The organism is Arthrobacter sp. efr-133-TYG-104 (genome assembly GCF_030208915.1).
Lineage (GTDB): Bacteria > Actinomycetota > Actinomycetes > Actinomycetales > Micrococcaceae > Arthrobacter.
In genome coordinates this window covers 132633-155618 of the sequence record NZ_JARVTA010000001.1, presented here as the reverse complement: position 1 = coordinate 155618, position 22986 = coordinate 132633, and the positions used below count along the sequence as shown (strand labels likewise).

Genomic DNA, 22986 nt, shown 5'->3' with positions numbered 1-22986 from the left:
GACGATCGGTTCCCACTAAACGGCCTGAGGTGCGGCCTGGTTGGCGAGTGTGAGTGCCTCGTCGAGGACAGCACCAAAGTTCGCGGCATCATGGGCGAAGCGGCCAAGGAAAAGTCCGGAAACCCCGGAGAGCCCGGGCAACAGCCCCGGCTTGGCCGAGCCGCCGTAAATCACGGGCAACCTCGAGAGGCCGTACTGGGAAAGGGCAGCGCGCAAGGCGGCAACTACCTGGGACACATAAGCGGACGACGCCGGTTCGGGTGCCCCTATTGCCCACACCGGTTCGTACGCGATGAGGAGTTTCGAGGCTGCGGACCAGTCGCCGGACACGGCTGCCTCGATCTGGCGAAAGGCCGTACCTGCTGCTGCTTCCGGATCGGCAATCTCCGCCTCCCCCACGCAGAGCAAGGGTGTGATCCCCGCGTCCAACGCCGCGCGGACCTTCAGTGCCACCGTGTGGTCGTCCTCCGCGAAGAAACGTCGTCGCTCCGCATGGCCGATCTCCACCAAGCCAGCACCGAGTTCCGCCAGCATCGACGGTGAAACTTCCCCCGTCCACGGTCCCTCAGCCCAACCGCAGTTCTGCGCACCGAGAAGCAAGGGGGTACCGGCCATCAAGCGTGCAGCCTCGGGCAGCAGCGGGAAGGACGGGATGACGAAGGGGACAACCCGCCCGGCCGCGAGGGCCGGACGGGCGTCCACTTCTGCGAGCAATTGCTCCAGCCACACCAGGCTCTGTGCGTAGCCCAAGTACATCTTGCTGCTGACGCCGATGAACAGGGTGTCTTGCATGGAAGCTTCGGGGCTCACGGCTTACTTGTCCAGCAGTTCATCGGCCTTGTTGCTGAATGCCCGGGTACCGAACATCATGAGCGCCGCCAGGAACGGCAGCACGCCGAGGGCGTAGACCCCCATGGTGCCGGTGTCGGAGGCGGTGGCCTCGTTGACCGTGGTGCGCAGGATCGGTGCGACGAAACCACCCAGGTTGCCCAAGGAGTTGATGAGGCCGATACCGGCAGCGGCGGCAGTACCGGTGAGGAACGCCGTCGGATAGGACCAGCAGATGGGCCCGATGGCCAAGAAGCTGCACACAGCCAAGGTGATGCAGATGATGCCCAACGCAGGCAGGTGGTTTGCTCCAGCCCAGGCCGATCCGAAAATGCACAACCCCGTTGAGAGGAACAGCACGGTGCCCCACCGCCGGCGCAGAGCCACGGTGTTGGCAGCCTTGCCCACGAAGTAGCAGGCGAAGATTCCGAAGAACCACGGGATGGCAGCCAAGAGCCCGACGGCGAACCCAACCTTCTGGCCGGTCAACTGGGCCACCTGCTGCGGCAGGTAGAAGGTGACGCCGTAAACGGCGATCTGCAGGCAGAAGTAGATCACAGTGAAGTACCAGACACGGCCACTGCGCATGGAGGCCAGAATGCCGCGAGGGCCGGTTTCTTCCTTGACGGTGTCCTCCAGCTCCATGACATCGGTCAGGGCAACCTTTTCTTCCTTGCTGAGAAACTTGGCATCCTGGGGGCTGTTGATGAGGAAAAAGAACGCGGCAATGCCCGCGACGACGGCCAGCGAGCCCTCAACGAAGAACATGACCTGCCAACCAGCGACGCCGGGAATCTGGTCTCCGATGTTGATGAGCCAGCCGGACAGCGGAGCACCAAGCATCTGTGACAACGGTTGGGCCAGGTAGAAGATGGCAAACATCTTTACCCGTACCTTGTTGGGGAACCAGGCGGCGAGGAACATGATGACACCTGGGAAAAGACCGGCTTCGGTAACACCCAGGAGGAATCTAAGGATGATGAAGGACGTCTCGCCTTGGACAAAGGCGAAACACGCGGAGACAATGCCCCAGGTGATGGAAATGCGGGCAAGCCAAATCTTGGCACCGAACTTTGTCAGCAGGAGGTTGCTGGGGATCTCGAACAGTGCATATCCGATGAAGAAGATACCGGCACCCAGGGCGTAGGCGCCTGCTCCGATTCCTTTGTCCACGCCGAGGGCGGCTTCAGCGAATCCAACGTTGGTGCGGTCCAGGAAGGACACGACGTAAAGGATGACGATCATGGGCATCAGCCGTAGCGACGCCTTGGAGATTGCCGACTTCAGGACGGGTGAAGCAAGCAACTCCCTTGTGGAAGTTGAAGCAGCAGACATGGAAACTCCTCTTTGAGTAATCTGTGGGGGTTTAGTGCATGTAAAGTCCGCCATCCACATTCAGCGTCTGCCCGGAGATGTATCCGGCGTCTTCACTGATGAGGAAGGCGATGGCGGCGGCGATGTCACGGGTGGAACCCACGCGGTTGACCACCAGGTCCTTGGTGAGCTCGTCCTTGCGCTCTTGGCTGAGCGTGCCGCCCATGATGTCGGTATCGATGGGGCCAGGTGAGATGGCGTTGACGGTGATGTCATAGCCGCCCAGTTCCCGCGCCGTGGCACGGGTCAAGCCAATTACTCCCGCTTTGGCGACGGAGTAAGGGGTCTTGGAAAACGTGCCGCCTCCGCGCTGGGCTGAGACCGAGGAGATGTTGACGATCCGGCCGATGCGGTTCTTGACCATGGACTCAGCCACACGGCGGGTCGCGTAATGGACGCCGTTGAGGTTGATGTTCAGGACGCGGTCCCACTCAGCGGGCTCAAGTTCGAGGTAGCCAATGGGTGAGCTGACGCCGGCAACGTTGGCCAGCGCAACGATCTGCGGCAACTCGGCTTCGAGCTCATCGATCGCCGCCCGGACCTCGGCTTCGTTGGCCACGTTGGCACCAACACCATGTGCTTTGACGCCATGTTCAGCTGCGATCTCCTTGGCTGCCGCTTTGCAGGCAGCGTCGTCCAGGTCGATGATGCCGATGTTCCAGCCTTGGGCGGCCAGGTAATTGACGGTGGCGCGGCCGATGCCGCGCTCGGATACTGCGCCGGTGACAATCGCCGTGCGCGTTGCGGGGAAGTTCATTTGTGATGCTCCTGGGAAGCTCAGTTGATGGGGGCCGGGCCAAGCTCTTCGATGAGTTTTTGCATGGCGACGTAGGCCTTGTTGCGGTACGCGATGAGTTCCGGTGTCCGATCAGCGGGGACGTTGAGGAACCCCGAGCCGGTCTTGGTGCCGAGCTTCCCTGCTTCCACCAGATCGGAAAGGATCTTGGGCGTAGCAAAGCGTTCCGGGAACTCGGTCTGCAGGGACTTGTAGCAGAAGTTGTAGACGTCCAGACCGGCCATATCGGCGATGGCGAAGGGCCCGAAGAAGGGCAGGCGGAAGCCGAAGGTCGTACGGACCAGGGTGTCGACGTCGTCGGCTGTTGCGATGCCCTGTTCCACCAGCTGCGCGGCTTCGTGGAACAGCGCGTACTGCAGGCGGTTAAGGACAAAGCCCGTGACGTCCTTGACGACGGCGGTCTGCTTGCCGGCTGCATGGACGAGATCGCAGGCTGTGCCGATAGTGGTCGCGGCGGTGCCAGCGTGCGGGATCACCTCCACGCCAGGAATGAAGGGCGACGGGTTGGAGAAGTGCACCCCAAGGAACCGCTCCGGCCCCGTCACCGCCTCGGCAAGGGCCGCGATGGAAATGGTGGACGTGTTGGAACCGATGACAGCATCCGGCTGTGCCGCGGCGCTGATCCGGGCGAGCGTCTGGTGCTTGATCTCAAGGACCTCAGGGACGCATTCCTCGATGAATTCGGCATCGCCAACAGCTTCCTCGATGTCCTTGGCAGCCCACAGGTTTTGCTTGAGAATCTCCGTGGATCCTGCCGGGAAGAGGCCATCGGCCACGAACTGGTCAGATTCAACCAACAAGCGCTCGTAGTTCTTTTGTGCGATCTCCGCAGACACGTCGGCCAACGCCACGCGAGCCCCGCCCAGCGCGAGAACCTGTGCAATGCCGCCACCCATGTAACCGGAACCAACGACGGCGATCTTCCGGGCCCCGGTGCCTTCGGATGCGGTAGCGGGAGTTGTTGACGTCATGATCAGACTGCCTTCGTGTAGTTGGGCTCGTAAGAGCAGATAGCATCCACCTTGGCGGCGGAGGAGGAGTTTTCATCAAAGCGGTACTGCAGCCACTCACCTACGAGTTTCTTGGCCAGTTCCAGGCCGATGACCCGCTGGCCGAGCGTGAGGACCTGGGCATTGTTGCTCAGCACCGAGCGTTCCACTGAATAGCTGTCGTGCGCGGTAACTGCCCGGATGCCGGGAACTTTGTTGGCGGAGATGGCCACGCCCAGTCCAGTGCCGCAGATCAGGAGTGCACGGTCCGCTTCGCCGTCGGCCACTTTGCGGGCTGCGTCAACAGCCACATGCGGGTACGCGGTGGAGTCGTGCGGACCCACCCCCACATCCGTCACGGACGCCACGCGCGGGTCCGCTTCCAACATCGCCAGGAGCGCCTGCTTGTACTCGACGCCTGCCTCGTCATTGCCGACGACGATGCGCCAGCCTTGGTTGTTGCTCATGCTCAAGCTCCGTTTCCGGCTGGTTCCGGCAGCTGTCCTGCTACCGCAACTGACGCCAGTTCTGAATCGATGAATTGTGAGATGCGCGCTGCGATCAAGCCAAAGGACACCGCACCGGGGTCCGGGTGGCCGAGGCTCTTCTCAGCCAAGGGACGTGCCCTGCCCTTGAGGGGCCGGAGTTCAGCGGTCGCTGCGGCAGCGGACTGCGCAGCTGCGGCTGCTGCCGCCAGCGCCCGGTCAACCGGGGTGCCGCCGTCGAGCTCTGCCAGGAAAGCGTCGCGGAAGGGCAGGAGGGCATCGACCATGGTCTTGTCGCCAGGATCGGCCTTGCCTAGTTCGGTGATGGCACGGACGAATGCCTTGACCACCGCGGCTGCATCTGCAGAAGCGTACGTTTCGCGGTTTGCGAGCGATTGCCCGGCCGCGATGACAGCCGAACCCCACAGCGCGCCGGAGGTTCCGCCTGCCTTTTCGCTCCAGGCTTCCCCGGCGGCTTCCAGAATGCGTTGCACCGAGGAGCCGGAGGCTGCTATTCCGGCCGCGGCCGCTGCATCCACGCCGCGGCGCATACCAATGCCGTGATCGCCGTCGCCTGCGATGGCATCGAGCCTGCCAAGTTCGGCCTCATGCTCGACCACGACGTCCCGGACTTCGGCGAGAACAGCAACCGCCAGCCGTCCGAGCTCGGCGGCAGCGACTGTGGGCTGCTCGGTCACGGCCCCTGCTTGGGTCACGCCGGCTTGGGTGGCCCCGACATCGGCCCGCGCGGCGCGGGGCGACATGCTGCCTTTCCGGAAGGCGGGCGCATCGGCGGGCGCGGCCCACAACTGTTCGAGTTCCGCATCCAACCACAAGAGCGTCAACGACAGGCCGGACATGTCCAGGCTGGTCACCAACTCGCCGCATTCCGGCTCCACGACGCTGAGCCCAGCCGCCGTCAGCAGCTTCTCGATTTTGCCGTAAAGCAGGAAAAGTTCGTCGTACTTCACCGTGCCCAAACCATTGACGATGGCGACCACGCGTTCGCCCGCATCCTCAGGTTTGTCCGCGAGGAGCCTGGACACCAGGAGTTCAGCGAGCTGGGACGCCGTGGGCATGGGATGCTCGGAAATCCCGGGCTCGCCGTGGATTCCCAAGCCAAGCGACATCTGCCCGGCCGGTACGTGGAACAGCGGATGGTTGGCACCGGGCAGTGTGCAACCATCGAAGGCAACACCGAGTGACCGCGTCCGGTAGTTGGCCTTGATGGCCAGGCGTTCGACGTCGTCCAAGTCCAGGCCCGCTTCGGCGGCGGCGCCGGCGATCTTGAAAACGGTGAGGTCCCCCGCGATGCCGCGGCGCTTCTCGAGTTGGTCTATCGGTGCGCTGGCGATGTCGTCCGTGACAGTCACAGTGCGGGTTTCGATGCCCTCCGCGTTGAGCCGGAGCTGGGCTTGTCCGAAATGCAATACATCACCGGCGTAGTTGCCGTAGCTGAGCAGGACTCCGCCTCCGGCGTTGGCGGCCTTGGCCACCCGGTAGACCTGCCCTGCAGCTGGGGAGGCAAACATGTTGCCGCAGGCTGAACCCGCAGCCAGTCCCGGGCCTACCAGTCCGGCAAACGCAGGGTAGTGACCGGAGCCTCCGCCCACAACAAGGGCAACCTGACCGGCAGGGATCTCGGTTGAACGGACCACTCCCCCATCAACGCGGGCCACGTAGCCGCGGTTGGCGGCAACGAAACCGTCGAGGGCTTCATCGGCAAATTCTGCTGGATTGTCAAAGATTTGAGTCATTTCCCTACACTCCTGCGAGCTCTGTTGCCGGTTCTTGGCGGCCCTGCGCTACCTGGCTCTTGCCGAGTGCGTAACCGTCCGTCTTCGGCAGGACGTGCCTGCGGAGGTACTCCTGGTTGCTCGCTGTGACACTGAGTCCGTCGCCACCGTAGTGCTCGGTGCAGAGGATTCCTTGGAAGCCCACGGAGAGGGCAAGTTTGAAGGCCTCGCGGTAGTTGATGAGGCCGCTTTCCATGGGAGCAGGCATGGTGATGTAGCTGTCGCGGGCCACGTCTTCATCCCTGAGGTAGTTCTTCATGTGCCAGTAATTGGAGTACGGGAGGGTCTTGGCCACCATCTCCCGCCAGTCCTCGATGGGCCGGTGCAGGCGGATCAGGTTGCCGATGTCGGGGTTGAGGCCTACGTTGTCCAACCCAATGTCCTGGACCAACTGGACCGAGGAGTCAGCGGTGCCGAGGAAGGTGTCCTCATACATCTCAAGGGACACCAGGATGCCGGCTTCAGCCGCGTGCTTGCCGAGCTCACGGATGCGGGAGACGGCGTTGCCCCAGGCTTCTTTGTCTCCCACCGGGTCCTTGTAGCCCTCCACAGTCCAGAACCAGAGCTGTTTCTGCTGTTCGGGCGTGATGGCCTGGTGCAGTCCGAAGGAAACAACTTCACAGCCAAGCTCAGCTGCGGCGTCTATGGTGCGGTGGCTATAGGCAAGGTTCTCGGCCCAGTCCGTCTGGTGGATCACGCTGCGACGGATAGCAGAGATGACCGGCACGCCGATGCCAACCTGTTCCGCGGCTTGCTTGAACTCGGCCAGACGCTCCTTGCCGAGGTCTCCCGGGCGGACCCAACTGTCCGTGAGGTCTGCGTTCTCAAAGCCGGCTTCCTTGACTTCCTGGAGGACGGAAGCCCAGGTGGAAGCGTCGGCGTCGTTGATGTCCTGACCCGCGGCGTCGGTGCCGGGGAACTGCAGGAGGGCCGCTGTTATGGGCCAATCCTTGGCAGTGTACGCCATAGTGGTCACTCCTTCGTGGAATCCTGTTTCCTATAGGATTTACGAACGAGCGAGACCTGTCAAGAGTTTTAAGGAGTTTCCTAGATCCTACAGGTCCGGTGCTGGCGCCTAGAAAGGACCGGAGAAACACGAAACCCGACGGCGATGAGCCTTTCGCCCGTCATTCAGCCGGCGCGTCCGCCATAGCCCGGCCCCGTACTTTCTGCACGTGCTCGGTCATCATGGCGGCGGCCTTCTCAGGGTCGCCGCTGGCCAATGCATCGAGGACCGCTTGGTGTTCAGCTATTGCCTGCTCAGCATCGGTGATCCCTACTCCCCCGAACAGGCGGAACCGCTGGATCTGACCACCTAGGGTGTTGTAGGCAGTGAGAAGGAACTGGTTCTTGGCTTGGGCTGCAATGATCTGGTGGAAGCGTTCATCGGCCTCGAGATAGCTTCGGTATTCGGCGAAACTGCCGCCACGAGGCGCATTCCGGAGGTCCTCCACGGCCTGCTTTAGTGACTCCAGCCCCTCCGCCGTCATTCGGGCACAGGCAAGCCGTGCGTTGACGGGCTCAATGGAGAGTCGGGCTTCCATGAGCTCCGCGAAGTCCTCACGGGTGAATACCGGAGCAACCCGATATCCCTTGAGCGCTACCCGGCGGACCATGCCCGTGTGCTCCAACCTGGCGAGCGCCTCCCGCACCGGCGTGGGCGAAACATCAAGCTCGCGGGCCATGCCATCGATGCTTACCGCTGCCCCGGGTTCCAGCCGACCGTCCATGAGCCACTCGAGGAGCGCCTCATAGACATGGTCGGCCAGAACTTGGCGGCTTACGGGAAAGCCGGCACGGGCAGCGGATGGATCAGGCATGTCACAAATCCTATAGGAACCCGGCGCGGGGCCCCTACGCCTGTGTCACATGCCGCCCTGCTTTAGTTCGCGTAGAACGGGTAATCCGTGTACCCCGTGGCGCCGTCCGCGTAGAAGGTGGAAGCGTCCGGCTCGTTGAGCGGCAAGCTTTCACGCCAGCGCCTGGCAAGATCCGGGTTGGCAATGGCCGGGCGGCCAACCACCACTGCATCGGCCAGGCCCTCTTCCATGATGGCAAGGGCATCTTCCCGGGTGGTGATCTCACTGAAACCCGTGTTCACCAGGAAAGTCCCATTGAAACGCTCCCGCAGGTCCTGAACCAAGGCACTCTTGGGATCGTGGTGCAAGATGCTCAGGTAAGCCAGGTTCAGGGGCGCAATGGTTTCCACCAAGACCTCGTACGTTGCGCGCACGTCAGCGGCATCCGTCTCCGCGATGCCCTGGACATTGTGTTCGGGCGAGATCCGGATGCCCACGCGGTTTGCCCCAAGGGCTTCCACTACTGCGTTGACCGTCTCGATCACGAACCGTGCCCGGTTCTGCGGGGAGCCGCCATAGCTATCGGTACGGACGTTCGAGTTGGGGGCCAGGAATTCGTGGAGCAGGTAGCCATTGGCGGAGTGGAGTTCCACGCCGTCGAATCCGGCCTCGATAGCGTTCTTGGACGCTGTGACGATTTCCTGGATGACACCGGGCAGTTCGTCCGTGCGAAGCTCGCGCGGCACCGGATAAGGCTGCTTGCCGTTTGGGGTGCGGACTTCACCGTCAATAGCGACGGCGCTTGGGCCCACGATCTCTGCACCACCGGTGATATCGGCGTGCGAGACTCGCCCACCGTGCATGATCTGGGCGAACATCCGGCCACCCTCGGCGTGGACGCCGCCGGTGACCTTCTTCCAGCCCGCGATCTGCTCCTCAGTGACAAGGCCAGGCTGCCCGGGGTAGGACTGCCCCGCCCGGACCGGGTAGGTGCCTTCGCTGACGATCAGGCCGAGGGAAGCCCGCTGGCGGTAGTGCTCGGCGATCAAAGGACCCGGCACGCCATCTTCTCCCGCACGGAGGCGGGTGAGGGGGGCCATCACCAGTCGGTTGGAGAGTTCGAGTTCGCCGAGGGCCAGGGGAGAAAACAGCATGCGCAGTTCCTTTCAGAGTGAAACACGTTCATTCTGCGTAACTGCACGGCGCCTGCAACTATTCCGGAGGAGGGGCAGATCACACTCCGGCTAACCGGACTGGCCCTCTTTGAGCGCGTCGTCAAAGCACTCGCACAAGGCCAGCACAGCCACCAAGTGGGCTTCCTCGGCATGCGGCGGATCTGTGTTGATACAAATGGATTCGTTGACCGAACGGTCAAGGTCCTTGGATTCGCTGCCGGTCAGTGCCCAGACGCGGGCTCCCGCAGATTTCGCCGCAGCCGCGGCATCCCGGAGATCATCAGTGATTTCCCTGGCAGCCAGCAGGACGACGACGTCGCCCTCGCGCACCAAGTGCGGGACCTGATCGGCGAGGCTTCCGGCGCCATCGGAGTCCTTGCTCAGGGATATTGCTTTGAAGCCCGAGCCTCCCGTGGGATCGTGGGCTGCCAGTTCGGACGTGAAGCGTTCCGCCTCGTGCGCCGAACCGTCGCTTCCGGCAGCGAAAACACTGCCTCCCCGCCGCCGTACGCGAGCTAACTCCTCGCCCCATTCGGCAAGTCGCGAGGATTCCCTGCGGAGCGCAGCTACCGCCGGCCCAATCTCGCCCAAATGTCCAAGAACCACATCCACTGCATGCCGGTTCGCTTTCGACTCGTTCGAGCGCACGTCCCGGCCTGTTCTCCTCACCACGATGCTCACTACCCGCCTCCCTTTTGCCTGATCGAAAGCTAACGGTTCCCGTCGTCTTCGCGGGTGGCACCGCCGTCGCGCCCTGCACGGTCGCGGGTCACGTTTTCACCTTCGGCGGCATCGGAGCGGTCCGCGTCATGTGTGCGGGAACCACCAGAGGGCAAGCCGTTTGAACCGGAGTCCCTGCCTGCATTGGGATCAAGCTTGTCGGCATGGCGTAGATGTTCTTCCACCCGCCCGTGGGCCTCGTCAGCCTTTTGGGCGTGCTGCTCGGCGTCGCGGCGAAGGCGGTTAGCTTCCACCTCCGCCTGCAGTGCGGCGGCTTCGGCTTGGGCGGATTCGGCTTTGGCCTGGTGGGCGCCTATGGCTTCTTGGTCCGCCTTCTCGCGCAACTCAGCGGCTCGACGGCGGTTCACCTCCGCCTTCTTCCGGCGGCCGATGGTTGCGACCACAACTATCGCCGCAATGACAATGACGACGATGACGACGATCAGTACCACTTGTCCAGTGTCCATGCCGGCTACCTCCTGTTATGCGGCCTTTATCGGCGCCGCCCTTGACCTTCTACCCGAGCTGTACCCCTGCTCACATCGTCCTAAACGAAGCCGCAGCGCCGCAACCCCTATGAGCACCCCAATCTCCGGGAACTTAGGCGGGTAGCTCCATCCGAAATCCGCAGCGGCATTGCAACACGCGGGTCTGCAGGTAGACATCGAGGAGGCCGTCGTCCACCTCTTCGGTGGACATGGGCGCGTAGAGGCTCCGCGCCGAGGAGTTAGCAAAGCTCATTGGTTCGCCGCAGTGAAAGTATTCCCCGCCGAACTGCAGAAGGCCGGACACTGTTCCAGCCCGGTTAAGGACCTCGGCCACATCATGGAACGCCGCAGTATGGGAGTAGGACGCCTCGCACGTCATGCACTTGTAGGAAACCATCACCAGGAGATCTCCGGGGTGCGGTTCTATGGATTCGATCATTTCCAAATTCAGGTGGTCTGCGGAATGGCAGGCCGAACAGACCAGGGCCTTCACCTCAACATGAGATGCGGCCCCCGGGATATACGGTTTCTTTGTGGTGGACAATGTGGTCACTCCTCGGTCAGCTCTGCCCGGTTACTCCCCCCTTGCAGTAATGGTAAACCAATGATCAGGTTGCTTACTAGTTGTTCTTGCGAATGCCTTGTGCCGACCCATCTTCTCTGCTTCGCTGGAGAGGTCTCCTGCAGCGCGGGACAACCCAGCCACAACGCAGGGAGTACTACACCGTGAAAGCAGTTACTTGGCAAGGCCGGCGCTGCGTGAGCGTCATCGACGTACCCGATCCCACTCTCCAGGAACCGACAGACGCTATCGTCCGCATCACGTCCTCTGCGATTTGTGGCTCTGATCTGCACCTCTACGAAGTCCTTGGCCCGTACATGCACAAAGGGGATGTCATCGGGCACGAACCCATGGGGATTGTGGAAGAGGTGGGCTCGGAGGTCCACCGGCTCAAGAAGGGCGACCGGGTTGTCATTCCGTTCAACATCTCTTGCGGGCATTGCTACATGTGCAACCAAGGCCTGCAGTCCCAGTGCGAAACCACGCAAGTCACCTCGAAGGGATCAGGGGCGGCGCTATTTGGCTACTCGGAACTGTATGGCTCCGTTCCGGGCGGACAAGCACAGTACCTGCGTGTTCCCTTCGCGGACTATGGCCCTGTGAAAGTCGACTCGGATGCACCGGACGAGCGCTACCTTTTCCTCTCGGACATCCTTCCTACAGCCTGGCAAGCCGTGGAATATGCCAACGTTCCGGAGGGAGGGACCTTGGCCGTGTTGGGGCTCGGACCCGTGGGGCAATTTGCCGCCCGGATCGGCGTCCATAAAGGCTTCCGGGTGATTGGCGTGGATCCCGTCCCCGAGCGCCGTGCCATGGCTGAGGCACACGGCGTGGAGACGATGGACTACAGTCCGGACGTATCCGGCAAAATCCGTGAGGAAACATTGGGACGAGGACCGGATTCGGTGGTGGACGCAGTGGGGATGGAAGCCCACGGTTCCCCGGTAGCGTCATTCCTCCACAAGGCCGTCTCACTGCTCCCGGACAAGCCGGCCCAAGTGGCGATGGAAACGATGAGCGTCGATCGGCTGGCAGCCCTCCATACGGCAATCGACCTCGTACGCCGCGGCGGAACCATCTCCCTGAGCGGCGTGTATGGCGGGCAAGCAGACCCGATGCCGCTGATGACGATGTTCGATAAGCAAATCCAGTTGAGGATGGGGCAATGCAACGTTCGAAGCTGGACTGACCGACTCCTCCCCTTGGTAGAGGACGACGCCGATCCGCTGGGAGTCATGCACCTGGTCACCCACACGGGCTCACTTGATGATGCACCTGCGCTCTACGAAAAGTTCCAGAAGAAGCAGGACGGCTGCATCAAGGTGGTGCTCAAGCCATAGCAGTGGTGGACCAAGGACGGGACCGCCTGACGCGGGAGCAGCGTAGCAGCAACATGTCCAAAATCCGGGGCAAGGACACCAAGCCGGAGTTGCTGGTCCGTTCCCTGCTGCATGCCAAGGGTTATAGGTATCGGCTGCACGGCCAGCACGGGCAGACGCGCCTCCCAGGCCGCCCCGACCTCGTCTTTGCCGGGCGGCGCAAGGTCATCTTCGTCAACGGCTGCTTTTGGCACTTCCATGACTGCAAAGCGGGGCAGCACGCACCGGCCGCCAACGCAGAATTCTGGGCGGCCAAAAGGACGCGCACCCGCGAGCGGGACGCCCAAAAGCGCCAGGAACTGGAGGCCGCCGGCTGGGAAGTGTTGACAGTGTGGGAATGCGAACTCAGAGACCGCTCGGCTCTCGAAGACCGAATGAGGGCGTTTCTCGACGCCGCTGCGGGAAAAAACAGCCAGTTATCGTCCGGCGTGTGAGGACATTCCTGACTGGGTCGAGCGGTCAGGGACGGAGCCCTGGCCCCAGAGAGAGTACGCCGAGGAACCGCCGATGCCCAGCAAGACGACGAGGCAAATGCCTACGGCCGCCGCAATCCCCACTGGTGGGCGAGCCCTCTGGTTCACGCATTTTCCGGTGCTTTCGTCCACGCCTGTGCTCCCCAATCAGCGACCATATCTTCGGTACTTTTCCACTCTCGGAGAGGGGGATCAAGTCTGCCTCTGAGTCCGCTCAAGATTGGATCAATCTTTGCTCGGATGGCCTGCGGGCACTTCCACGAGTCCTACTGTTGAAGCGTGAATCTATTGTTTCGGGACGGGAGGAGTCTGGTGTCTGAGTATGACGAGTGCACCGATTCCTTGGTGGACCACACCGTCCTGACAGAGCTTCAAGCGGAGCTGGGAGGCGATCAGGGCATCATCCTTGCCTTCGTCCGAAATTACGTTGCGCTTCTGCCGTGGCGGGTATCCCGCCTTCATCGCGCCTTGGAAAACCTGGACATGGAAGATGCCATGGACGCCGTACTGAGCCTGAAGACATCAAGCGCCATGGTGGGCGCTATCTGCATGAACCGCCTCGCCACCGACATGGAAATCCGGCTCCGATTGCTGCCCAGCGGCCAACACCTGAGCGAGCTCAAGCCGCAGGTCACCGAAATGGAGCACTTTGTCTTCGGCACGATTTACGAGCTCGAGACACCGCTATCCTAAGGTCGCCTATTTGTTGCTGACCACCTGGTTGTTGCTGGCGGCCGGGGCCAGCCTGTAGCCGACACCGCGGACTGTTTCCAGCCAGTGCGGAGTCTGGATACTGTCCCCGAGCTTCTTCCGCAAGTTCCCCATGTGCACCTCAACGGCACGCTCGTCGGCGTCGCTGACGTAACTTCCGACGTCGTACTGTTCGTTCCGCAGGCGACGCGCCAGATCCGCCTTGGTCCGCACGATCCTGCCGGTTTCCAGCAGTGCGAGGAGGAGGTCGAATTCGGTGCGGGTGAGCTTGAGCTCCCTGCCGTTCAGCTCTGCGGTGCGCGAGCCGGCGGAAACAGCCAAGCCGTTGTGCGTTATCTCCGGATCCGGCAGGTCTTCCGGCACTGGCTTGGACTCGGACGACGCACGCGGCCTGCGCATCATGGCCTCTACGCGGGCGCGCAACTCGCGCGGGCGGAACGGTTTGGTGAGGTAGTCGTCGCCACCTGCTTCCAGGCCCATCAAGGTGTCCAACTCCTCGGCGCGCGCTGTGAGCATGATGATGTACGCGTCGGAGGATTTGCGGATCTGGCGCGCGACTTCGAAGCCATCGATGTCCGGCAGCCCGAGGTCCAAGGTGATGACGTCCGGGTTCAGCTCCCGGGCAGAGGTCACACCGGCAGATCCGGTGGACGCAACGTGCACGTCAAACCCTGCCTGGGATAGGACGACGCGAACCAACTCGCGAATATCCTGGTCATCTTCAATGACCAGCCCCACACGTGCTTCACTCATCGCGCCCCTCAGCCCCGTTCGATAACCTCAGCAGTATATCCATTATGGTTAGGCTATTCTCATGAATCGAACTTCTTCTGCAACCTTTGTGGTCCTGCCATGACCCACCCCTCGCCGTGGGACATCAGCGAGAAGAAGAAGCTCTTGGTGTTTGAGCGCTCATTCCACGAACATTCGCTCCGGATACGGGTGGTCCTCAGCCAATTGCCGTTGTCCGTTTGTGTGTGTATTTCCGCCATTTTGGTGTGGCTGTATTTCCCCGCAACGCTGGATAATGAACTGTTCGTCATCTACCTGTTAAGTCAGACGATCCTCTTGGCCCTGTGCGTGCTGTTGCCATGGGACCGCCTGCCCTATGCGAGCTTCCTTTCCATCCCGATCCTGGACATGGTCTCCATAGGATTCGCCCGCGAAGGGTCGCTGGATTCCATTACCGGCCTCAGCGTCCTGGTGGTTCTGCCGGTTATTTGGCTGTGCGCCTCCGGTCTTTACCCCAGGCTCGCAATCTTCATGTCATTCCTCGGACCTCTGGGAATAGTGTGGGTGCCGCTATTCGTCCGCGGCGCCCTTACCGAGCAAGACATCACCAAGCCCCTTCTGTTCCCGATCCTGATGCTTGGCATTGGCATTTCGGTCAGCGTGTTGACCCTGAGTGTGGTGCGCCAGCAACGTGCTTTGAAGGAAAAAGATGCAGCACTGAAGAAGGCGTTGGATGTCAGCACCACGCAGGAACGGCTCCTGAACACCGTCATGGAGGCGCTCCCGTTGGGCGTCGTCGCCGTCGACAGTGACGGGCAGGATATCCTCATGAACCGCAGGCAACGCCAAACACATGCCCTTGCCGCGCCACCAGGTAACCCGAACCCCGCCGAGGCGGAGTTGCTCGTCTTCGATAGGGACAGGACCTCACCCTTGGCGGCAGATCGCCGTCCGGTGCGGCGAGCGGTCCTCGGGGAACGATTCACCGATCAGCTGATCTGGATTGGCACAGCCAAAGACCAGCGCGCCTTCACCGCGAGTGCCCGGCCCATGACGGACGACGACGGCAAGTTTGCAGGTTCCGTGGTGGTCTTCAGCGACGTCACGGACCTGGTCAACGCACTGGCCGCGAAGGACGACTTCGTTGCCAACGTCTCCCATGAGTTCCGCACTCCCCTGACATCCATTCTTGGTTATGTTGAACTCATCCTTGATGATCCTCATGGACTCGACGCTGCAGCCAAAGCCCAATTGAACATCGTCCGCCGCAACGCCGAACGCCTGTTGACCCTCGTCTCGGACCTGCTGTCAGTGCGCTCAGGCCACATCGTCATCCAGCCGCACGCTGTGGATGTGGCCGAACTGGTCCGGGGAACCGTCACATCAGCCGAGCCCCGCGCCGCGAAGGCCGGCATCCGTCTCTCCATGGACGTCCCTGACGCCCTGGAAGCACATGTGGACTCCTCACGGATGGCACAAGTGCTGGACAACCTGGTCTCCAATGCCATCAAGTACTCGCCCGACGGCGGCGACGTGGAGGTAGCGGCGTGGGAGGACTCGAACTTCGTCTTCTGCCGCGTCACTGACACCGGGATGGGCATGACCGATGATGAACAGGCGGAGGCGTTCACCAAGTTTTTCCGGGCGGGCGGCGTGCGCAACAGCACCATCCCCGGCGTCGGCCTTGGCCTTCCCATCAGCAAGGCAATCGTCGAGGCCCATGGCGGTACCATCACCCTTGACAGCCAACCCGGCCGGGGAACCACGTTCACCGTGAAGGTGCCTGCCTAGCCGTCCTCCCCGGGGAGGTCTGCTACCGCTTGGCGGACTACCTCGCCCCACGACTGTTGGGCGAGGTCCGCCACGGCTGCCAGGATCTCCGACGGCGGCCTGGACAGGTCCAGCGGGTACTCCACGATGTCGATGTCCGTGTTAAGGATGCGCCGCAATTTGATCTCCCCGGACCCTGCGTACACGAGCCACGCCGTGGGTACCCGGAGCGCTGTGCAGTACGCCAGCAGCTGGTAGTGGTCGGCACTTACGGAGGCGCCGGCGTCGGAGGCTGCCTTGTACTTTGTGTCATAGACCACCACGGGCCGGCCACCGAGGAAATGTACCGCGTCCGGCCTTACCGTCAGGCGGTCCGAGTCACGCACAGCCTCATTCAGGATGGCCCCGTACTGCAGGCGCATCTCACCTGGGTAGGCGCTCATGGCACTGCGCAGGGCCGTCCCCACAAACTCTTCGAAGACCTGCCCCATGTCCACCACGAACGACGCCGTCTGCTGCTTGCCGACTCCGGCCTCTGCCGAAGCATTCCGCAGGATGACCTCAGCCAACCGCAACACGGCGTGGTACCGCGCGTTCATGCGGCTGGCACGCCACGGCGGCAGCGGCGCGCCGGACTGGAGGCGGGTGACTGCGTCGAGCTTTCCCTTGAGCTGGCGTAAACGGCTAAGGACGTCAGGACGAACTCCGGGTACTTGCCCCATCCGCTCCAGGGCGGCCCGGAGGATCCGGTTCTCGGCGATGTCCTCCGTGAATTCGTCATAGGAGACTTCCAGCGGGACCATCATCCCGGGGCGACGCGAAATCTGGTCCGAAATGCGGATGCGGCCCTTGACCGTCCGCAGGGACTCCTCCACCGTCAGATAACCCTGCAAGACTCCCCGGCTCAAAGCCCGGTCAGCTAGCTGTGCCAGTGATTCGGCCAGCGCGCTCCATAAATCCGGGTGCTCCGCTGCCTCTACTAAGTGCTCGCCGAATCCTTGCTCCCCGGCGTAACTGAGCAGGAAGAGCAATCGGCTGAGGCCAAGCCGATCCTTGGGCCGAACCTCAAGTTGGACCGAGGCGGTCCGCACGGAGCCGACCTTTCCGACGGGCTCAATCCGGTAAAGACCCAGGCCGATGGGCGAAACCTTGGCCAGGCCACTGGCGTTGATGAATGCCGCGGACTCGGGATCGAGCTTGTCCACCATGCCGCCGGAAAGCTCGTCCATGACCACATGCCGGGGAACTGCACCCGTAGGACGGCGGTCAGCGGGCCGCAAGTCGTCCCAGCAACTGGTCAAGGCCGAAGCGTTCTTCCAACTGCGCCCGGTTCAACTGTCCGTGATAGTGCTCCTCCAGCAGCGGCATGAGCTCGTATTTCCAGATACGGCCCAACCCTGTGGGGTTTTGCGCGGCGTTTTTCATGAAATAGGAGGGCCCAATCATGAGGTCTCGGTCCCAATCATCGATCGCATCGTTCAGCGCATCCAAAAGATCGGCATTGAGGGTGTCCAGTCCGCGGGCCTGCAGGAACCGGCGCAGGGAACCCCGGACCGGTTCCACTTTGGGATGGAGTTCAATGAAGGCGAAGCGACGGCGGATGGCGGCGTCCATCATGGCAATGGATCGGTCCGCGGTGTTCATGGTGCCGATGATGTACAGGTTGTCCGGCAAGCTGAAGGGTTCGTTGGGGCTGTACTGCAGGTAGATGCGATCGTCCCGGTATTCAAGGAGGAAGTACAGCTCACCGAAGACTTTTGCCAGGTTTGCCCGGTTCATCTCGTCGATGATCAGGAAGTAGGGCTTGTGCGCGTTCTCCGGCTTGGCTGCTTCCTCCGCAAGGCGGCGAAGCGGACCCGCAACGAGCTTGAAGGAGACCTGGCCGTCGTCGGTCTTGTCGGGTCGGTAACCCTCGAAGAAATCCTCATAGGCATATGACGGATGGAACTGCACCAGCTTCACACGCTCATCGGTGCTGTCCCCCGCGAGCTCGGCAGCGAGGTGCTTGGCCAAGTACGTTTTTCCGGTACCGGGAGGACCGTACAGGACCAGCTGCCGGTTCTCTTCAAGGAGTTCCGCAATCTCCTGCAAGGGCTCCAGGTCCATGTGGAGGGACTCGGCGAACGCCTCCGTCAGGGGGCGGAAACCCTGCTGGACAACCTCGACGACGGCGGTGGGCGGGACCTCTTCCTCGCCGTCGGTTTCGGCCTCGACGGGAAGCAGCTCCTGCAGGGCCTGGATGACCCGGGTAACGTCCACGATGATGCCCGGGGTGGAGAGCTGCCTCTGTGCGTGGCGAGGGAGTTCGGAGATGGCATAGCTGTCCTCGAACCAGCGGACCTTGCGGCGGATGCCGCGGTTGTCCTCCTGGTGTTCCGGCTCGCCCAACACGACGCCCACGCGCACGCGGCCGGCATGCTGGTACAGCGTGAGGTCCCCTGGTTTCATGACGGTGAGGAAGGCGAAAACCGCGGTCTTGGTGTCCTCCCTCTCCACGTAGCCCAAGTGCTTGTAATCCTCGTCAACGGCACGTTGCACCACGCCAGCGGTCACACCGGCCGACAGTGATCGCAGGTGTTCCACGTCCAGGGTTGCCTTCTCCTCGGCCGCCCACGCGGCGAGCAACTCGGCGTTGTCGTGGTGGGTCCGAAGAAGCCAGGACCGGCGGCCGGGATCGCCTACTTTGCGCCACTGGCTGACCAACTGCCGGTCATACCAATCGATCCGCTGGCCGGCCTGCTCGTCAAGGTGCAGCCGGATCCTGTGGATGTCCGCGGTAATGTCCTCATCCGAGTCACCCTTGGCCCCGCCGACCAACGAGGCAAAAGCGTCCCGGATCTCTTGGCGCTCAACGTCCGCCACCACCGGCTCAAAGTAGCTGGGCCACACCAGGTACTCGATGCTGCGCCGCAGTGCGGGCTGGTCCTCGGGGGTGCCGGCGGCGAGTTCGTGGAACTTCAGGGGATCCGCGAGGGCTTTGTTGATGGTCGCGGTGCTTTGGGTGTCCAGATGGATGACGAAGCGGCAAAGCCACATCAGGTGGTCCCAAATGGTCCAGTTGAACTCCGCGGTGCGGTCCCGGATGACGCCGTGGTCCGTCAATCCCTCGTAGAGTTCCTCGGGAAGCTCAATTGGCGGCTCCACCCAGGACGCAGCCTCTGCGACGCGTGCCCGCTTCACCCTGAGGGACTTGACCTCGTGGGCCAGCGGCAAGGACTGCAGGAACAGCAACTCCACAGCCAGGATCTTGGCCTCGCGGGACGCGCCTTCCAGGTTTTGGCGCAGGTTGGTCATCATGGGCGCTTTGGAGTCCCCGACCCCGCGTTCCAGCCGTTCGAGCAACTCCGCAGCGGCTTCGGCCGTCCACGTCAGAGTGCTGCCATCCAACGCCGAAGGTTTTCCCTGCAGCGCAGGACCGAGCACAAACCACGCTGCATCCTCGATCTCCTTGGAGATCCCGGGGGCGCGGTCAAGGTCAGGTTTGGCGGTGGGAGTCACCCTGACAACTTACCTTGTTTGGCTTACCCAAGCATCCGGCTATCCACAGCCCCACGAGCCCGACGGGGAAGCTTTCTGCCGTACGCCGGTTTTCTGAGGACGTTCCCTCAGCGCATCCCGAACGTGTACTTTTCGGGCACGGGCTCCCCCGGACATACCCGTTCCCAAAGGTGCGCGATGGCGTCCTCGCCTTCGCGCAGGTCCGGAATCTCAACGCCCCCACGCAGTATGGCGGCTGCACCGTCGTCGTCACCGATCCCTGCAAGGGCCGCGGCTTTCAGGAACTTCAAACGCCCGACGACGGCCACCGCCCCAGGGCTCTTCTCCAGCAGTTCCAGGGCAGCCTGAGGGTGTCCGTGGCGAATACACAGCGTCACCGCTTCGATCAACAGTGGCACCGCTGAGGGGTCCGCCTCGACACCCTTGACGAGCTCGGCCAACCCCTCCAGCCCGTCCAGCCCGTCCAGCCCGTCCGGCCCCTCCAAACTGGCAGCAATCATCGCCAAGCCCAATCCCCGGTGTGCGAGTGCCGTGGTGCGGGCCCGGGCGTGCCGATTCGCCAATACCGCGCGATACCCGTCCATTGCGCCCGCCAGCTCCTGCCGCGCATGCTTCATGGTGGCCACGTGAAACTGTGCTTCCGGGCTGGCTTGGTTGCCGGCGGTGGCCAGCAATTCCTCCCAATCAGCCCCGGCAACAAAGCTTGGTGCATCAACGTCCGGCCGTTCGCCGAACTCCTTCCCCGAGAGGAGCTCGAGCCACGGGCGCTGCTCTCCGGTCACACTCTCATTCACGAACGGCGTGCCCGACTCGTCAATCCACTCCCGGCCGGTCTTCCGGCGGCGGGCCCGCTCCACCACGCCCCAGCCGCTTCCCACCGACAACATTGTCGACGGCGGTACGTCGCCGTCACGCAGCGCCGCCGGGAGCATCTCCTCAAGGTATGCCTGAGGCGTCAGGTGCTCGAGACGTTCGCCCGCATGCGCCACGGCAGCATCCCAGTCCGGGCCATGTGAGGTTTCCGGATCCAGGTGGCCGTTCCCGTAGGCCTCCACCCACGCCCATTCGGCGCCGGCCGGCATAGCCAAGTGTTCGAATTGTGTTTGGGCGAGCCCCCCCTGGATTTCGGCATAGGGACCAGCACCGGGGCTGAGCCATTCCTGCCAGCGCTTACCGCCGCGGCCTTGCCCCCAGACAAAAAGCTTCCTGCCGCGCAACAGGCCCGTCGACATCATGGCCAAGCCGTCGCCGTCGTCATCTGCTGCGACGATCCAGCGCCGCTGCGGACCCTCAATGTCGAAGAAGTAGTCGGCGGCGTGTGGGTTGTTGACCAACCAGGTGGCATCGTAGCCTTCGTGGTCTGTGGGGCGGACACGGGTGATGGCGGCGGCGTAGTCGCTGCCAAAGGCTTCATCGGCAGGCGCGATCACCCGGGTCCCATCCGTCTCCGGGATCGCAGCATTGCTCCACCAATACATGGGAACGTCATGATCATTCGGGTTCCGTATCCGCACCGCCGCGAGCAGGACCTCCGAGTTCGTGGGAAGCCACAAGTCCACTTGGAACACCACTTCACGCAACCGCTCATACTCCCACAGCCTGAGGATGTGCTTTCCGTCAGCGGTGTGGACGATTGCGGCGTGGAGCGGATCGCAGGTGGTGGGTGAATGGCCCCGAGTTCCGATATTCCATTCCAGGCCGCCGGCAAACCATGCGTTCCGGAGCGCCAAGTTGGCCACTTGGGGCGAGTGGTGCGTGTGCAAAAGGTGCTTACCGGCCGTTTTGTCGAACAACTCCCATATCCTGCCGCCCAGTGATGGCAACACCGTCACCTTGAGCTTGCTGTTTTCAAGAACGACGGCGGTCACCACGCGGGGTGTTGCTTCCCGGGTGTAGCCGTCCTGCGTCAGATAGGGATAGATGTTGGGCACCCCGCCGTATCTGGTTGACGCCTGAAGTTCTTCCGGGACGCCGGCGCCCACCAGGTAGGACTGCTGGAGCTCCGATGCCACCGGGGGCAACGGGTTCGACCGTCCCACGTCCGCCATAGTGAGCGGGATGGTGGTGACAGTGACGTTGGAGGGCTCTACCCGTGCCATAGCTGGACTCGTAGGCGTCCGCATCACTGTTGCACCAGCAAGGCGTTCACGATCGCCCGGGCCGAACGGACGGTCTGGCGGTCGGTGACTATGTAAGCCGTCGGATCCCAGCCGTGACTGCCGACGTCGATGGGCTTCCCTGTCTGCGGGGAGGAATCGGCCCGCGAGGAAACCACTTTCTTGGCTGAAAGGTGGACGGCGGCGAGCCCAGCGGCATGCATGGCCGGAATATCTTCCAGTGTCAGGCCGCCGCCGGCCATGATCTCCCCATCACCGTGTGCGCGCTGAACCATTCGCTCCAAGGTGGGCAAACCGGCACCTGCGCTGGGTTCATGCCCTGACGTCAGTACCCTGGTGAAACCCAGCCCCAGCAACTCATCCAGCACGGCAAGCGGATCCCTGGCTTGGTCAATGGCCCGGTGGAATGTCAGCTGCGCGTCCGCGTTTGCCTCCCTCGCTGCGTCCACAAGTCGTCGTGTCGCTGTGAGGTCCACGTCCCCTTCGCCGGTCAGTGCCCCAAACACCACGCCACGGGCGCCTTGTGCCAGAAGGTGTCTGGTCTCGTGGACCATCGTGTCAACATCCGAGGCGGAATACCGGAAGTCGCCGGGCCTGCAGCGGATCAGGGCATGGATCTCTAACCGCCCATCGACGTGTTCGAGGCTTGCCTCCATCAACCCCTGGCTCGGGGTAACTCCGCCAAGTTCCAGGCTGCTGCAGAGCTCAACCCGGTCCGCGCCTTCTGATGCGGCCGTGCCTGCTCCGGTAGCGCTCACCACGGCGATTTCCAGTTTCATAAGGAAACTCTACGGGCACATGGATTAACACGGACGGCATTCACAGTCCATGCACCCTGCGGTTCATGCCTGGTACGCCTCCAGCTTGGCTTTTTGCTCCGGGGTGAGCCTGAGGACCCGGCTGCTGGCCTCGCTGACGAACGCCAAATGTGTGGTGGCCTTCACGCAGTCCTCCCTGGTGACAGGATCCTTGATGACGTAGTGAAGATCGAAGCTGGCGCCCTTGATGGCCCCGACCCAGATCTCTACCACGGCCGGAATATTGCGATACTCCAAGGTCCGCACATACCGGACTTTGTGCTCAACAACCAGGGTCATGACGCCGGGTCCGACGTCGTTGAACAGCGCCGCGGGCGGCTCGGCCCCAGGCAAGCCTGCGCCGCTTGGCGGCCCGAACGCGGCAACGCGGGCCTCTTCCAACATGCGCACGATCTGAACGTTGTTGATGTGCCCGTAGGCATCCATGTCACCCCAGCGCATAGGCACAAGTACCTCGATGCGCCGGGATGCCACGG

At 62.6% G+C, this 22986-nt stretch carries 22 protein-coding genes; 4 read left to right on the top strand and 18 right to left on the bottom strand.

Annotation, left to right across the window (positions count from 1 at the left end; translation table 11 throughout):
- Positions 1-15: 15 nt before the first annotated feature.
- The 12 genes from QRN04_RS00735 to QRN04_RS00680 form a co-directional block, all read right to left on the bottom strand.
- Positions 16-792, bottom strand: coding sequence for a triose-phosphate isomerase family protein (locus QRN04_RS00735; RefSeq protein ID WP_284974512.1), 777 nt, complete (start codon positions 790-792; stop codon positions 16-18).
- Positions 793-813: 21 nt separating this feature from the next.
- Positions 814-2163 (bottom strand): MFS transporter, encoded by a 1350-nt coding sequence (locus QRN04_RS00730; protein WP_284974230.1) that lies wholly within the window; start codon positions 2161-2163, stop codon positions 814-816.
- Positions 2164-2194: 31 nt separating this feature from the next.
- Positions 2195-2959 carry an SDR family NAD(P)-dependent oxidoreductase gene (locus tag QRN04_RS00725; protein WP_284974229.1) on the bottom strand — a complete coding sequence of 255 codons (765 nt, stop codon included), beginning with the start codon at positions 2957-2959 and terminating at the stop codon, positions 2195-2197.
- A gap of 20 nt (positions 2960-2979) precedes the next feature.
- Positions 2980-3969, bottom strand: a complete 990-nt coding sequence (locus tag QRN04_RS00720; RefSeq protein ID WP_284974228.1) for a 3-hydroxyacyl-CoA dehydrogenase family protein — start codon at positions 3967-3969, stop codon at positions 2980-2982.
- Between the two features lie 2 nt (positions 3970-3971).
- Positions 3972-4454 (bottom strand): ribose-5-phosphate isomerase, encoded by a 483-nt coding sequence (locus QRN04_RS00715; RefSeq protein ID WP_284974227.1) that lies wholly within the window; start codon positions 4452-4454, stop codon positions 3972-3974.
- 2 nt (positions 4455-4456) lie between these two features.
- Positions 4457-6229, bottom strand: a complete 1773-nt coding sequence (gene dhaL / locus QRN04_RS00710) for a dihydroxyacetone kinase subunit DhaL (RefSeq protein ID WP_284974226.1) — start codon at positions 6227-6229, stop codon at positions 4457-4459.
- Between the two features lie 4 nt (positions 6230-6233).
- Complete coding sequence (locus tag QRN04_RS00705; RefSeq protein ID WP_284974225.1) at positions 6234-7235, bottom strand: sugar phosphate isomerase/epimerase family protein; 1002 nt, start codon at positions 7233-7235, stop codon at positions 6234-6236.
- Between the two features lie 160 nt (positions 7236-7395).
- Positions 7396-8088 carry a GntR family transcriptional regulator gene (locus QRN04_RS00700; RefSeq protein WP_284974224.1) on the bottom strand — a complete coding sequence of 231 codons (693 nt, stop codon included), beginning with the start codon at positions 8086-8088 and terminating at the stop codon, positions 7396-7398.
- A 62-nt stretch (positions 8089-8150) separates the two neighbouring features.
- The gene (locus tag QRN04_RS00695; RefSeq protein ID WP_284974223.1) at positions 8151-9221 is read right to left on the bottom strand and encodes an alkene reductase; all 1071 of its coding nucleotides are present in this window, start codon (positions 9219-9221) and stop codon (positions 8151-8153) included.
- A 90-nt stretch (positions 9222-9311) separates the two neighbouring features.
- Complete coding sequence (locus QRN04_RS00690) at positions 9312-9923, bottom strand: SIS domain-containing protein (RefSeq protein WP_284974222.1); 612 nt, start codon at positions 9921-9923, stop codon at positions 9312-9314.
- Between the two features lie 29 nt (positions 9924-9952).
- A complete protein-coding gene (locus QRN04_RS00685) occupies positions 9953-10429 on the bottom strand; it encodes a hypothetical protein (protein ID WP_284974221.1) in 477 nt (158 codons plus the stop codon).
- Between the two features lie 133 nt (positions 10430-10562).
- Complete coding sequence (locus QRN04_RS00680) at positions 10563-10889, bottom strand: hypothetical protein (protein WP_284974220.1); 327 nt, start codon at positions 10887-10889, stop codon at positions 10563-10565.
- 287 nt (positions 10890-11176) lie between these two features.
- Between QRN04_RS00680 and QRN04_RS00675 the strand changes: the two genes are divergently transcribed.
- From QRN04_RS00675 to QRN04_RS00665, 3 genes are all read left to right on the top strand, one after another.
- The gene (locus tag QRN04_RS00675) at positions 11177-12352 is read left to right on the top strand and encodes a zinc-dependent alcohol dehydrogenase (protein ID WP_284974219.1); all 1176 of its coding nucleotides are present in this window, start codon (positions 11177-11179) and stop codon (positions 12350-12352) included.
- A gap of 5 nt (positions 12353-12357) precedes the next feature.
- The gene (locus tag QRN04_RS00670; RefSeq protein WP_284974218.1) at positions 12358-12825 is read left to right on the top strand and encodes a very short patch repair endonuclease; all 468 of its coding nucleotides are present in this window, start codon (positions 12358-12360) and stop codon (positions 12823-12825) included.
- A 351-nt stretch (positions 12826-13176) separates the two neighbouring features.
- Positions 13177-13557, top strand: a complete 381-nt coding sequence (locus QRN04_RS00665) for an Hpt domain-containing protein (protein WP_284974217.1) — start codon at positions 13177-13179, stop codon at positions 13555-13557.
- 6 nt (positions 13558-13563) lie between these two features.
- Here QRN04_RS00665 and QRN04_RS00660 read toward each other — a convergent pair whose 3' ends face one another.
- Entirely contained in the window at positions 13564-14328 is a 765-nt protein-coding gene (locus QRN04_RS00660) for a response regulator transcription factor (RefSeq protein ID WP_284974216.1), read from the bottom strand.
- A 99-nt stretch (positions 14329-14427) separates the two neighbouring features.
- Here QRN04_RS00660 and QRN04_RS00655 point away from each other — a divergent pair, with 99 nt between their 5' ends.
- Positions 14428-16098: a sensor histidine kinase gene (locus tag QRN04_RS00655; protein WP_284974215.1), complete on the top strand. Its 1671-nt coding sequence runs from the start codon at positions 14428-14430 to the stop codon at positions 16096-16098.
- On the opposite strand, the gene QRN04_RS00650 is transcribed toward QRN04_RS00655, so the two are convergent.
- The 5 genes from QRN04_RS00650 to QRN04_RS00630 all read right to left on the bottom strand — a co-directional run bounded on the left by QRN04_RS00650 (position 16095) and on the right by QRN04_RS00630 (position 22951).
- A complete protein-coding gene (locus QRN04_RS00650; RefSeq protein WP_284974511.1) occupies positions 16095-17306 on the bottom strand; it encodes a 5-methylcytosine restriction system specificity protein McrC in 1212 nt (403 codons plus the stop codon). The two genes, QRN04_RS00655 and QRN04_RS00650, sit on opposite strands and share 4 nt — an antisense overlap.
- A gap of 37 nt (positions 17307-17343) precedes the next feature.
- Positions 17344-19575 (bottom strand): McrB family protein, encoded by a 2232-nt coding sequence (locus tag QRN04_RS00645; protein ID WP_284974214.1) that lies wholly within the window; start codon positions 19573-19575, stop codon positions 17344-17346.
- A 107-nt stretch (positions 19576-19682) separates the two neighbouring features.
- A complete protein-coding gene (locus QRN04_RS00640) occupies positions 19683-21674 on the bottom strand; it encodes a DUF5107 domain-containing protein (RefSeq protein WP_284974213.1) in 1992 nt (663 codons plus the stop codon).
- A 23-nt stretch (positions 21675-21697) separates the two neighbouring features.
- Entirely contained in the window at positions 21698-22471 is a 774-nt protein-coding gene (locus QRN04_RS00635; RefSeq protein ID WP_284974212.1) for a copper homeostasis protein CutC, read from the bottom strand.
- Positions 22472-22534: 63 nt separating this feature from the next.
- On the bottom strand, positions 22535-22951 hold the full coding sequence (locus QRN04_RS00630) for an acyl-CoA thioesterase (RefSeq protein WP_284974211.1): 417 nt from the start codon (positions 22949-22951) through the stop codon (positions 22535-22537).
- Positions 22952-22986 lie beyond the last annotated feature (35 nt).